Genomic DNA, 13543 nt, shown 5'->3' with positions numbered 1-13543 from the left:
GATGAAACTGAAAACAATAATCGGTACGACCTTATTGATGGGGGCATGTGCTGTACCTGTACATGCGCAGGTCGGTGAACAACGGCATAATTTTGCCATAGGTATTAACGGAGGTGTCAATCTGAACAGTGTGACTTTCTCGCCGAGCGTACGACAGAAAAATCTGATGGGAATGACAGGCGGAATCACTGCCAGATATATTTCCGAGCGATATTTTAAGATGATTTGTGGAGCACAGATTGAAATAAACTTCTCACAGCACGGTTGGGATGAATTCTACGAAGATTATCCGGAGCTGCAATATACGCGTAAGATGAATTATGTGGAAATCCCTTTCCTGGCTCATCTGGCTTTCGGAAAAGAACAAAGAGGGGTGCAGTTCTTTATTCACGCTGGTCCGCAAATTGGCTTTTTCTTGAGTGACAGCTATACAATGAGTGATAATTGGGATAATTATTCGGGTATCACGGTAGAACAGCATGACAAGCCTGTAGAAAATAAGTTTGACTATGGTATTGCAGGTGGTGCTGGACTTGAAATACGTACAGGCATTGGGAATTTTCTGCTGGAAGGGCGTTATTATTATGCATTATCGGACTTCTATCATAGTACAAAGAAAGATTATTTTTCCCGTTCGGCGCATGGTGTGATATCTGCTAAAATCACCTATTTATTTGACTTGAAAAAATAAAAAAAGAGGCACGAATTTGTTTTTCAACATTCGTGCCTCTTTTATAAAATTGAAAATTGTTCTTATCTTAGTCTATCTGCAGCTCTTACCATTACTTCGTCCCGATAAATGGCACGGAATGAAAGGTAATTCAATATGATGCATATAACGGGCAAGCTTAAGGCCCATTTTAAATGGAAGCCTGCATTTAAATCTTCTTTCAATACAAACATAAATACCAGAAAGGCAATATAAAAGCCAACCAGCAAGATGCTGCTGAAGATTGTCATGCGTATTTGCAGCATGCGGTTACGATAAAGGAATATAGTGCCGAAAGCTATGATGGCACTCAATATCAGTATACCGAACAATCCCCATGTGGATTGAAACTCTCCATTCGCAAGTGATACGCCTAATGGCTTGAAGATATGAGTCGTAATATTGTCCGTTTCGATGAAATACCCTATTGGCATAAAAGCCGTCATGACCAATAAAATCGTCACCAATAGCAGATAGACGGATTGGATGCGCTGTATCATTACTGTAATTTTTCTTTTTCCTTAGCCGGATTACGATAATAAATCTTTCCCTCGATATATTCCTGTGTAGCTATCAAGGTCGGTTTAGGCAATTTCTCATAATAACGGGAGATCTCAATCTGTTCGCGATTTTCGAATACTTCTTCCAAGTTGTCGTTATAAGAAGCGAATTCGGCCAATTTCTTGGAAAGGTCATTTTTGATCTCCACGCTGATTTGATTAGCGCGTTTGGCTATGATCGCAACAGTTTCATACACATTACCGGTATCCTCACACAATTCCATCATGTCACGGGTTACCGTAGTTGTTGGAGCATTCGTTTTTCTGTAATCCATAAATCTTTTTATCTAATTTAAAATTCACGTATTTCTTTGTATTATTTGATAGGTGTTTTTTTATTCACCTAATACTTTTCTTGACTCTTGGAAAATGCGTTCTGCATCTTTCAGATATTTGCTTTCGGGAAACTCATTTTTGAAAGCATAATACTCGTCTACCGTTTCGCGATAGCGCTCGGGCTTTTTATCGTCTACACTGTTGATGGCCATTTCGTATTTGGCACGTAAGATAAGTATCGACAAGTCCTCACGAAGGTTGGTATAAGGATAATCCTTAAGGGCATTTTGTGCGGTAATTACGCATGAAAGATAGTTATTTCCGAGATAATTGCCTAAATTGTAATACATCTTGGCTGAAAGATATTCCTTCATAACCAGCTTATCTTGCAAGGCAAATATCATATTCTGGGCTTCTTCCTTTCTTGAACTTTGCGGGAAATACTCCATAAACATCTGAAGTTGCTGTATGGCAGTATAGGTGCCAGACTGATCCAAACGGGGTTCTGGAGTGTCAAGATAGAGAGCTTTTCCAGCATGGAAACGTGCCAACTCTGTATATATACCACGAGGATATACGTTGTAGTACTGAATAAACGTTTGTGCGGCAGTCTGATAATCCTTCTGATTATAATAACTCATTCCCAGCATATACAGGGATTCTTCTGCTTTATCTGTACCTTTCAGAATGGCGATCAACTCATTAAGCAAAGTTGCAGCACGGTTATATTGCCCTTTGGCAAAGTAATTCTTTGCAGCTTCATACTTGTACTCATAATCAGTACTTTTCAGTAATTTATTGTATTCTCCGCATGAGGGCAGTAGCAAAGCTGACAGCAAAATTATTAATATGTTCTTTTTCATTACTTTTATTCAAATAATGCACAAAGATAGAGGTTAGTGCCGAATAAAGCAACGATACCAGCATTAATTTTTCAAAAACCCGATAGAAAGGGCATTTTTGAGGATAAATGCCCTTTTATTTTCTATAAGCGGTACAGGTCGTTTGCGGCCAATAGGTCGACTTTTCTTTCTGTCAGCACGCGGATACAATTTTCCATATCGTTAGGCCGGATAATCACATTGGCAGTATTGCCATTGGCAAATGAATACATATATTCGATGAAGACTCCTTCATCGGACAAATAGCGTAATACTTTGGCCAGTGACCCGGGGATATTGGGGCAACTGATTCCTATTACATCTGTAACATTTACTGCGAAATGATTATCCTTTAAAGCCTTATATGCTTTGTCCGGTTCGGAGACAATTCCACGTAAGATGCCGAAGTCTGCATTTTCTGCAATACAGAGGGCAGACAAGTTTACTCCTTCTTTGGCCAGAACTTCTGTCACTTCTGTTAGACGGCCAGACTTATTTTCCAAGAAAATCGAAAGTTGTTTTGCTACCATTTTATTAACTGAAAATAAAAAGTTGATATTACCGTTATGTTTCCCATTTATTTCAACTTATGATTGGGAAGAATCTTCCCGAATGGAACAATCGGGTGATTCTTCTTCGATCGAAAGCGATTTAAAGTTTTCTGTTGTCGATTACTCTTTTAGCTTTTCCGACGCTGCGCTCTATGCTTCTTGGCTCTACCAGGCGAACATCTACTCCCAGTCCCAATACACTTTGCAAACGGGCTGTCAGCTTCTTTTTCATGGCCAACATTTTGTTTATTTCATCCGAGTAGAATTCTGGGCGGACTTCAACCTGCAATTCCATTGTATCCGTATTGTTCTTTCGGTCTACTAATAACAGGTAGTGTGGCTCAAATTCGGGCATTTCAAGTATGACAGACTCAATTTGAGTGGGGAAAACGTTTACTCCTCTGATGATAAGCATATCGTCGCTACGTCCTAAGATTCGATCCATACGTACCAATGTACGTCCGCATGGACATTTGTCGTAATGCAAGGCAGTCAAATCTTTGGTGCGATAGCGAAGCAAAGGCATGCCTTCTTTGGTCAGATGCGTAAATACCAGTTCTCCCGTTTCTCCCGGAGCTACAGGCTCCAGTGTTTTGGGATCTACGATTTCCGGGAAGAAATGGTCTTCATTTAGATGAGTACCGTTCTGGCACTCACACTCGTACCCTACTCCAGGACCGGCGATCTCGCTCAAGCCGTAAATATCATACGCTTTAATGCCTAATTTGGCTTCGATGTCTTTCCGCATATTCTCAGTCCAAGGCTCTGCTCCAAAAGCTCCAGCTCTCAGGCGAAATTCTTCGCGCGGAAGTTTTGAGTCTTTAATGGCGTCTGCCAGATATAGAGCATACGAAGGCGTACAACATAATACAGTTGAGCCAAAGTCGTGCATTAGCGTAATTTGTTTTTCTGTATTTCCACTGGACATAGGAATAACCGAAGCACCTATGTTTTCAGCGCCAGCGTGTGCGCCGAGTCCACCGGTAAACAGACCGTATCCGTACGAAATCTGGAATATGTCAGAAGGACCTGCTCCGTATGCCGTAAAAGCACGTGACAAGCATTCGGCCCATACCGAAAGGTCTTTGCGCGTGTATCCTACTACAGTAGGCTTTCCGGTCGTACCGGAAGACGCATGTATACGTACAATCTGGCTCATCGGTACTGCGCATAGTCCAAACGGATAGTTGTCTCTTAAATCATACTTGGTGGTAAACGGTAGTTTTACAATATCGCTGATGTCGTTTATATCATCTGGAGTTATACCCAGTTCCTGCATTTTTTTACGATAAAAAGGAGTATCGTGATATACGCGCTCTACGGTTTTTTTCAGGCGAATGCTTTGAATCTTACGGAGGTTTTCACGATCCATGCATTCAATGTTTTCGTTCCAAATCATTGTGCTTTGTTGTATTAACATTAATGGTTATTAGATTTTCCGCAAAATCCTATTCAGATAAGATTTTGGGTTGATTATCATCGCAAAGAAACGATTTTTTTTGTATATATCAAAGATTTTGCCGAATATTGCTGTCTATAAAAGAAGAAAATGAATAAATTTGAACTGACATCAGCTTATCAGCCTACAGGAGATCAGCCGGAAGCTATTGCCCAACTTACAGAAGGTGTACTTCAGGGTCTCCCCGCACAGACTTTACTTGGCGTTACGGGTTCGGGAAAGACTTTTACGATAGCCAATGTTATAGCTAACGTTAATAAGCCGACATTGGTGTTGAGCCATAATAAAACATTGGCAGCACAGCTTTATAGTGAGTTTAAGAACTTTTTTCCGAATAATGCCGTAGAGTATTACGTTTCTTATTATGACTATTATCAGCCGGAAGCCTATTTGCCTTCTTCGGATACTTATATAGAAAAAGACCTTGCTATTAATGACGAAATTGACAAGCTGCGGCTTGCTGCTACTTCTGCATTGCTTTCCGGCCGGAAAGATGTTGTTGTAGTTTCCTCGGTTTCGTGTATATATGGTATGGGAAATCCTGCGGACTTTTATAATAATGTCATTGAAGTTGTGCAGGGTAAGAATTTCAGCCGCAATGTCTTTTTGCGCCGTTTGGTTGATAGTCTTTATGTACGTAATGATATTGATTTGAACCGGGGAAACTTTCGTGTAAAGGGAGATACGATAGACATATTCCTTGCTTATGCGGATAATCTGTTGCGTGTCATTTTCTGGGGAGATGAAATAGACAGCATTGAGGAAGTGGATCCTGTGAGTGGAGTTGTATTAGGTAAATTTGATTCTTATAAAATTTATCCGGCCAATCTTTTTATGACAACCAAAGAGGCCACTTTGCGAGCCATTCACGAGATAGAGGATGATCTGCACAAACAGGTACAATGGTTTGAAGAACAAGGACGTGCATTGGAAGCCAAAAGACTTCAAGAACGTGTTACTTACGATATGGAGATGATTCGTGAGTTGGGGCATTGTTCCGGAATTGAAAACTATTCGCGTTATTTTGACGGGCGTGCTCCTGGTACCCGTCCTTATTGTTTATTGGACTTCTTTCCGGATGACTTCCTGATTGTCATTGATGAGAGTCATGTCAGTGTGCCCCAAATCCGGGCAATGTATGGAGGCGACCGTGCACGAAAAGAAAACCTGGTGGAATATGGTTTCCGGCTTCCTGCCGCAATGGATAATCGTCCACTGAAATTCGATGAATTCGAGGCGATGGCTAAGCAGGTTATTTACGTCAGTGCGACTCCGGCGGATTATGAATTGATAAAGTCGGAAGGTATTGTTGTGGAGCAGGTTATTCGTCCTACCGGGTTGTTGGATCCTGTCATAGAAGTACGTCCCAGTCATAACCAGATTGATGATTTGATGGAGGAAATACAGATAAGGATTGAACGAAACGAACGGACGTTGGTCACTACCCTTACAAAACGTATGGCAGAAGAATTGACCGAATATCTGTTGAACAACGATATCAGGTGCAGCTACATTCATAGCGATGTTGAGACTTTCGAGAGGGTCAAGATTATGAGTGCGTTGCGTGAAGGTGAATACGATGTATTAGTCGGAGTAAATCTTTTGCGCGAAGGCTTGGACTTGCCAGAAGTTTCTCTAGTTGCCATTTTGGATGCGGATAAGGAAGGCTTTTTACGTTCGCATCGTTCGTTGACACAGACAGCAGGCCGTGCGGCGCGTAATGTGAACGGAATGGTTATTATGTATGCCGACCGTATAACGGAAAGTATGCAACTTACCATCAACGAGACCAACCGCCGGCGCGAAAAGCAGTTGAAGTATAATGAAGAGCATGGAATTACGCCACAGCAAATCAGGAAAGCTGCAAATCTGAATGTTTTTACAGCGTCGTCCGAAAATCCAGATGCCACCATCGCAGTATCTGTTCCGCGCGAGAAAGCTTCTACTGCTTCTCCACGTCCGTATATGGAACAGGAAGCAAATGCTCATATGGCTGCCGACCCAATTGTTCAATATATGACTCGTGCCCAACTTGAAAAGAGCATTGAGCGTACAAAGAAATTAATGCAAGAGGCTGCTAAGAGATTGGATTTTATAGAAGCTGCCCAATATCGGGATGAGGTGCTTTCTTTGGAAGAACTGCTCAAAAACAAATAGACAAAAGGCTGTATCAAAATAAACGATGTAATCGGTTTATTTGAACACAGCCTTCGTCCCTTTAGAAACACCTTTAAACAAAATGAATTAATATTCTTTATAGCTAATGCTTATTTTCTGGCTTCTGCAATGTAGCCCAAAGCTTCTTTGCACTTGTTGGTAATGTAACCCCAGTCTTCCTCGGCAATTTTGTCTTTTGGGAAGAGCTTAGAACCCATACCTACACAGAATACACCGGCTTTAATCCAAGAGGTCAGGTTTTCCTGTGTCGGCTCTACTCCTCCTGTAACCATCAGCTTGGACCATGGCATAGGTGCCAACAGGCCTTTTACCAGTTTCGGACCAAGAACATCTCCCGGGAATATCTTGCAGAGATCGCAACCTACTTCCTGAGCAAATCCAACTTCTGATACGCTACCGCATCCAGGGGTATAAGGAACCAGGCGACGGTTACAGATTTTTGCTATTTCAGGATTGAACAGCGGACCTACAATAAAGTTTGCACCCAATTGCAAGTAGAGGGCAGCTGTAGCAGGATCAACAATGGAACCTACGCCTAAAGCCATTTCCGGGCACTCTTTAGCGGCGAATTTTACCACTTCGGTAAATACTTCATGGGCAAAATCACCACGATTGGTAAACTCGAAAGCACGTACACCACCTTCATAGCAAGCTTTTACTACTTTTTTTGCAATCTCAGCATCTTTATGATAGAAAACCGGAACCATACCTGTTGAACCGATTTTATTTAGCACTGCAATCTTATCAAATTTAGCCATTTTCTTATGATTTTATGTTATCAGCTTTTATCACTTATTATCTTTGTACTCGTCCGCTTGCATCACCGCCTGCCAGTGCTTCAACTTCTTCGGCAGATACCAAATTGAAGTCACCATTGATCGTATGCTTCAATGCAGATGCGGCAACAGCAAATTCAAGGGCCGAACCTTGATCGGGCTTGGTCAGCAAGCCGTGGATAATTCCACCCGAGAAAGAGTCGCCTCCTCCAACGCGGTCGATAATCGGGTTGATATCATAATGTTTGGATTCGTAGAATTCTTTACCGTTGTAGATCATTGCTTTCCAGCCGTTGTGAGTAGCTGAATAAGATTCGCGCAATGTAGAAACAACATATTTGAAACCAAATTCTTCAGCCATGGCTTTGAAGATTCCTTTATATCCGGCTGCATCTGTCTTTCCACCTTCAACATCAGCATCGGGTTTAAATCCTAAGCAGAGTTCAGCGTCTTCTTCGTTACCGATACAAACATCTACATATTTCATCAAAGGTTTCATGATAGACTGAGCCTTTTCTTTTGTCCACAGCTTTTTGCGGAAGTTCAGGTCTACGGATACTGTAACATTGTGTCGCTTGGCAGCTTCGCAAGCCAGACGTGTTAATTCAGCTGCCTTGTCCGAAATGGCCGGAGTGATGCCAGACCAATGGAACCAGTCTGCTCCTTTCATGATTTCGTCAAAATCAAAATCTTCAGGATTGGCTTCTGCGATAGCCGAATGTGCACGGTCGTAGATTACTTTACTGGGACGCATGGAAGCTCCGGTCTCTAAATAATAGATACCTACACGGTCGCCGCCACGAGCTATAAAGTCAGTCTTTACACCATATTTGCGCAACGCATTTACTGCCGATTGGCCAATTTCATGCTTAGGCAGTTTGGTTACAAAGTAAGCGTCATGTCCGTAGTTAGCACAGCTGACAGCTACGTTGGCTTCACCCCCTCCATATACTACATCAAAAGAGTCCGACTGAACAAATCGGGTATTGCCCGGAGTAGACAGTCTCAGCATAATTTCACCTAATGTAACGACTTTCTTTCCCATAATTTTTCTATTTTATTAAATATATAATAATTAAGTGTCTTTCAATTTATTATATTATCTCTCATAACGGCAGTTAAAGAGTTGAATCATTGAACGATAAGATCGATCAGGTATCCCCTGTTTCTAACTTCCGTGTGCGGGCACAAAGGTACAACTTTTTTTGAAATACAAAAAATTATCGTATATTTGTGTCGATAATTTTTAGATTATTATTGTGTACGGGCACAAATCAGCATAAAAAGACAAAAAAATCAAGATGACAAGGGTTAGAATAAAAGATATAGCCAAAATGGCTGATGTATCAGTAGGTACGGTCGACCGTGTAATACATGGCAGAAGTGGTGTGTCTGAAGCAAGCCGTAAACGGGTGGAAGAGATATTGAAACAGTTGGACTATCAACCTAATATGTATGCCAGTGCATTGGCTTCCAATAAGAAATATGCTTTTACTTGCTTATTGCCACAACATGAAGAAGGAGAATACTGGACCGATGTAGAAGCTGGTATAAGGCAGGCGTTGGAGACTTATTCGGATTTTAATATAAATGCGGATATATTGTATTATGACCCTTACGATTATCATTCATTCGAAACGGCTGCACTACAGATTTTAGATACAAATCCCGACGGAGTGATGGTTGCACCGACTGCCCCACAGTATACCAAACCATTTACGGATGAACTGTCGGAGCGCCATATACCTTATATATATATAGACTCGAATATAAAAGAAGAACCTGCCCTTTCGTTCTTTGGGCAGAATTCGCATCAGAGCGGATATTTTTCTGCACGTATATTGATGCTGCTTGCGGGTAAAGAAGCGCAGTCCATTGTCATATTCCGTAAGATCAATGACGGTATTGTCGGATCCAATCAGCAGGAGCGCCGAGAAATCGGATTCCGTAAGTATATGAACCAATATCATCCTTCCTGTCAGATTCTGGAACTGAACTTGCACGCGAAATATGATACGGAAGACAACAAGATGTTAGATGATTTTTTCCGTCTTCATCCCGATGTAAAAAATGGCATTACTTTCAATTCCAAAGCTTACATTATTGGGGAATACCTGCAAAAACATGCCATGAGCGATTTTAATCTTATGGGATATGACTTGTTGCAGCGCAATGTGGAGTGTCTGAAACAGGGAAGTATATTTTTTCTCATAGCCCAACAGCCTACTTTGCAAGGATTTAATGGAATTAAGGCATTATGTGATTATCTCATCCTGAAAAAGGAGGTGGCAAGAGAGTATTTCATGCCGATAGATTTGTTGACGAAAGAAAATATAGAATTCTATTACAATAAATAAAATCAGAGGATATGAAAACCAAATATCTGAAAATCAACAAGGCTGATAATGTTGCAGTGGCTATTGTCGCGCTTAAGGCCGGAGAAACAATTTCTGTGGATGGTATTGATATTCGTTTAAATGAAGACATACCGGCAGGACATAAGTTTGCCCTGAAAGATTTTGAGCAGGGTGAAGATGTGATAAAATACGGGTATCCGATAGGTCACACGTGTAAAGCGCAAAAGCAGGGAGACTGGATGAACGAGTGTAATATTAAAACCAATTTGTCCGGTTTGCTGGAATACACATATAATCCTATCGATGCGTCGTTGGACATACCGCAGCAGGGACTTACCTTTAAGGGATATCGCCGTAAAAACGGTGATGTAGGTATACGAAACGAAATATGGATTGTGCCGACTGTAGGATGTGTGAACGGGATTGCCGGTCAGCTGGCAGAGAGCTTGCGGCAGGAAACCGGTTGCAGAGGGGTTGATGCGATTGTTGCTTATCCTCATAATTACGGCTGTTCTCAGTTGGGTGATGATCATGAGAATACGAAAAAAATATTGCGCGATATCGTGCTGCATGCTAATGCGGGTGGAGTGCTGGTTGTAGGGCTGGGATGCGAGAATAATCAGCCTGACGTATTCCGCGAGTTTTTAGGCCAGTATGATGAAGACCGCGTTAAGTTTATGGTTGTGCAGAAAGTTGGTGATGAATACGAGGAGGGAATGAAATTGCTGCGTGAGCTGTATAGCCGTGCCAGTCAGGACGAACGTACCGACATACCGTTGAGCGAATTGCGTGTCGGGCTGAAGTGTGGTGGTTCGGACGGATTCTCCGGTATTACGGCAAATCCCTTGTTGGGCCTGTTTTCGGACTTCTTGGTTGCACAGGGAGGCACAAGTGTATTGACTGAAGTGCCCGAAATGTTTGGTGCTGAAACCATATTGATGAACCGCTGCCGCACGAAGGAGCTGTTCGAACAGACTGTAAAGCTGATTAATGATTTTAAAGAATACTTCTTGAGTCACGGAGAGCCTGTTGGCGAGAATCCTTCGCCGGGCAATAAGGCCGGAGGTATTTCTACGTTGGAAGACAAGGCTTTGGGCTGTACGCAGAAGTGCGGTAAAAGCTATGTCGAAGGTGTACTCCCCTATGGCGAACGTTTGAAGGTGAAAGGGTTGAACTTGCTTTCTGCTCCGGGAAACGATCTGGTAGCAGCTACCGCCCTGGCTTCGTGCGGGTGTCATATGGTTCTTTTCACAACGGGACGCGGAACTCCTTTCGGAACTTATGTACCTACGGTGAAAATCTCGACAAATACAGACTTGGCTGAGAGAAAACCGCAATGGATTGACTTCAATGCCGGCGTAATCGTTGAAGATGAACCGATCGAAGAAACCTGCCGTCGTTTTATTGATTTCATTATAAAAGTGGCAAGCGGCGAATTTGTCAATAACGAAAAGAAGGGATATAAGGAAATTGCGATTTTCAAGACGGGAGTTACGTTATAATTGATTGTATATGGACTGGTTGGGAAGATTCATGACTACAGCTACCTTCCCCGACCAGTCCTTCATTTTGTAATAAAGAAAATGTTTTCGGAATGACAAATACAACTACAAAGGCTAAAGGTGGATGGTTATCATTAAGTCCTTTGATGGTCTTTCTATGTATCTATTTGGTGACCTCGCTTTGGGTGAACGACTTTTATCAGGTACCTATTACGGTTGCATTTCTTGTCTCTTCCTGTTATGCCATAGCCATTACGCGTGGCTTGAATCTGGAGCAGCGAATTTATCAGTTTTCGGTAGGAGCCAGCAATAAGAATATACTGCTGATGATATGGATCTTTATTTTGGCCGGTGCATTTGCCCAAAGTGCCAAGCAGATGGGAGCCATTGATGCAACAGTTAACTTGACCTTATCTGTCTTGCCGGGCAATCTGTTGCTGGCCGGTATTTTTATTGCGGCGTGTTTTATTTCTCTTTCCATAGGCACCAGCGTTGGAACAATTGTCGCTTTGACGCCTGTGGCGGCCGGGCTGGCAGAGAAAACAGGGATAGATTTGTCTTATATGACTGCCATTGTGGTAGGCGGCTCTTTTTTTGGAGACAATCTTTCGTTTATATCCGATACAACCATTGCTTCTACCAAGACGCAGGATTGTGTGATGCGTGATAAATTCCGGGTGAACTGTATGATTGTGGTTCCGGCAGCGCTGATTGTCTTGTGTTACTATATCTATCAGGGAATGTCATTATCGTTCTCTCAGCAGGCGGTAACTATCGAATGGCTAAAGGTGATTCCTTATCTGATTGTCCTGGTTACGGCTGTGGCGGGAGTCAACGTCATGCTGGTGTTACTTCTTGGCATTGCTTCTACGGGTATTATAGGAGTCATGACCGGTACTACCCTATTCGACTGGACCCGTTCGATGGGCGATGGAATAACAGGTATGGGCGAATTGATCATTATCACGTTGCTGGCCGGTGGAATGCTGGAGACTATTCGCTATAACGGGGGTATTGATTTTATAATTGGCCGTCTGACCCGTCATGTCAAAGGGAAGCGTGGAGCGGAACTCAGCATTGCAGCGCTGGTCAGCATAGCCAACCTTTGTACGGCCAACAATACCATTGCTATCATTACGACAGGGCCGATAGCAAAAGACATAGCCATTCGTTTTCATCTTGACAGAAGAAAAGTAGCCAGTATTCTGGACACTTTTTCGTGTTTCGTCCAGGGAATCATTCCCTATGGAGCACAAATGCTGATTGCTGCAGAACTGGCGGGACTTTCTCCCCTTTCCATTATCGGTAATTTGTATTATCCGTTTTGTATGGGCATCTGTGCATTATTGGCCATTCTGATCAGATATCCTCGTAGATATTCATAAATCAGAAAGTTATCGGAATGTTTTTATGAAAAAAGGAGGAAAAATGCTGTGCTATTCCAAATAAAATAACTACCTTTGCGGCCGCTATTACGAGTTAGTAGCATTATTCAAATCATTAACTAAAAAATATTTTAATTAAATGGCAACAAAAATTAGATTGCAGAGACACGGACGTAAGAGCTATGCTTTTTACGCTATCGTAGTTGCAGATGCAAGAGCACCACGTGATGGTAGATTTATCGAAAAGATTGGTACTTACAATCCTAACACCAATCCGGCCACAGTAGATTTGAAATTTGATCGTGCCCTTGACTGGGTATTGAAAGGTGCACAGCCCACTGACACTGTTCGTAACATCCTTTCTCGCGAAGGTGTTTACATGAAGAAGCATCTTTTGGGTGGTGTAGCAAAAGGCGCATTTGGCGAAGCTGAAGCTGAAGCTAAATTTGAAGCTTGGAAGAACAACAAGCAAAGCGGTTTAGCTGCTTTGAAGGCTAAGGATGAAGAGGCTAAGAAAGCTGAAGCTAAGGCACGTCTGGAAGCTGAGAAGAAGGTAAACGAAGCAAAGGCTAAAGCATTGGCAGAAAAGAAAGCTGCAGAAGAAGCTGCTAAGGCTGCTGCAGAAGCTCAGAACGAGGAAGCTGCTAACGCAAGCGAAGAAGGCGCAACAGAAGCTGCTGCTGAATAATTTTTTATTAGGCAGAAGTGCTTTTATATGGATTAAAACTAAAATCTCTTCTTTCCCTTCGGAAGAAGGAGTGAGATTGATGAGAAGAGAAAAAATTACGGCGCATATCCCCAAAGGATATGCGCTATTTTTTTACCTTAAGCTAAATGGGATGTTTTAGCGCCCCGATTTTTCTCTAACTGGAGAAAAATGTAAGTATTCGGCCAACTACAGGTATTAAA

13 protein-coding genes are annotated in these 13543 nt (G+C 42.2%); 6 read left to right on the top strand and 7 right to left on the bottom strand.

Translation table 11 applies throughout. The features are described 5' to 3' along the window. The first annotated feature begins 1 nt into the window (after position 1). The gene (locus tag QVP67_RS06820; protein ID WP_022162821.1) at positions 2-691 is read left to right on the top strand and encodes a porin family protein; all 690 of its coding nucleotides are present in this window, start codon (positions 2-4) and stop codon (positions 689-691) included. Positions 692-753: 62 nt separating this feature from the next. Here the strand turns inward: QVP67_RS06820 and QVP67_RS06815 are convergent, their stop codons facing one another. The 5 genes from QVP67_RS06815 to QVP67_RS06795 all read right to left on the bottom strand — a co-directional run bounded on the left by QVP67_RS06815 (position 754) and on the right by QVP67_RS06795 (position 4376). After that, positions 754-1209, bottom strand: a complete 456-nt coding sequence (locus QVP67_RS06815) for a DUF4293 domain-containing protein (protein ID WP_022162820.1) — start codon at positions 1207-1209, stop codon at positions 754-756. Continuing rightward, on the bottom strand, positions 1209-1544 hold the full coding sequence (locus QVP67_RS06810; RefSeq protein WP_022162819.1) for a DNA-directed RNA polymerase subunit omega: 336 nt from the start codon (positions 1542-1544) through the stop codon (positions 1209-1211). Before QVP67_RS06810 ends, QVP67_RS06815 begins: the two co-directional genes overlap by 1 nt. Positions 1545-1604: 60 nt before the next feature. Next, a complete protein-coding gene (locus QVP67_RS06805; RefSeq protein WP_022162818.1) occupies positions 1605-2408 on the bottom strand; it encodes an outer membrane protein assembly factor BamD in 804 nt (267 codons plus the stop codon). 122 nt (positions 2409-2530) lie between these two features. Next, positions 2531-2956 carry an ACT domain protein gene (locus QVP67_RS06800; RefSeq protein WP_022162817.1) on the bottom strand — a complete coding sequence of 142 codons (426 nt, stop codon included), beginning with the start codon at positions 2954-2956 and terminating at the stop codon, positions 2531-2533. A gap of 121 nt (positions 2957-3077) precedes the next feature. Next, on the bottom strand, positions 3078-4376 hold the full coding sequence (locus QVP67_RS06795) for a phenylacetate--CoA ligase family protein (protein WP_022162816.1): 1299 nt from the start codon (positions 4374-4376) through the stop codon (positions 3078-3080). Between the two features lie 150 nt (positions 4377-4526). Here QVP67_RS06795 and uvrB point away from each other — a divergent pair, with 150 nt between their 5' ends. Next, complete coding sequence (uvrB, locus tag QVP67_RS06790) at positions 4527-6593, top strand: excinuclease ABC subunit UvrB (protein ID WP_022162815.1); 2067 nt, start codon at positions 4527-4529, stop codon at positions 6591-6593. 110 nt (positions 6594-6703) lie between these two features. Here uvrB and QVP67_RS06785 read toward each other — a convergent pair whose 3' ends face one another. Beyond that, positions 6704-7372, bottom strand: a complete 669-nt coding sequence (locus QVP67_RS06785; RefSeq protein ID WP_022162814.1) for a bifunctional 4-hydroxy-2-oxoglutarate aldolase/2-dehydro-3-deoxy-phosphogluconate aldolase — start codon at positions 7370-7372, stop codon at positions 6704-6706. A 37-nt stretch (positions 7373-7409) separates the two neighbouring features. Next, positions 7410-8435: a sugar kinase gene (locus QVP67_RS06780; RefSeq protein ID WP_022162813.1), complete on the bottom strand. Its 1026-nt coding sequence runs from the start codon at positions 8433-8435 to the stop codon at positions 7410-7412. Positions 8436-8691: 256 nt separating this feature from the next. Between QVP67_RS06780 and QVP67_RS06775 the strand changes: the two genes are divergently transcribed. The 4 genes from QVP67_RS06775 (at position 8692) to QVP67_RS06760 (ending at position 13322) form a co-directional block, all read left to right on the top strand. Beyond that, entirely contained in the window at positions 8692-9747 is a 1056-nt protein-coding gene (locus tag QVP67_RS06775; RefSeq protein WP_277122463.1) for a LacI family DNA-binding transcriptional regulator, read from the top strand. Positions 9748-9758: 11 nt separating this feature from the next. After that, entirely contained in the window at positions 9759-11249 is a 1491-nt protein-coding gene (locus QVP67_RS06770) for a UxaA family hydrolase (RefSeq protein WP_022162811.1), read from the top strand. Positions 11250-11341: 92 nt separating this feature from the next. Beyond that, positions 11342-12634 carry a Na+/H+ antiporter NhaC family protein gene (locus QVP67_RS06765; protein WP_022162810.1) on the top strand — a complete coding sequence of 431 codons (1293 nt, stop codon included), beginning with the start codon at positions 11342-11344 and terminating at the stop codon, positions 12632-12634. A 139-nt stretch (positions 12635-12773) separates the two neighbouring features. Continuing rightward, positions 12774-13322 carry a 30S ribosomal protein S16 gene (locus QVP67_RS06760; RefSeq protein ID WP_022162809.1) on the top strand — a complete coding sequence of 183 codons (549 nt, stop codon included), beginning with the start codon at positions 12774-12776 and terminating at the stop codon, positions 13320-13322. The last annotated feature ends 221 nt before the right edge of the window (positions 13323-13543 follow it).

The organism is Bacteroides sp. CAG:633, assembly GCF_000435115.1.
GTDB classification, from domain to species: Bacteria; Bacteroidota; Bacteroidia; order Bacteroidales; family Bacteroidaceae; genus Bacteroides; species Bacteroides ndongoniae.
This window is presented reverse-complemented; position numbering and strand designations above follow the sequence as displayed.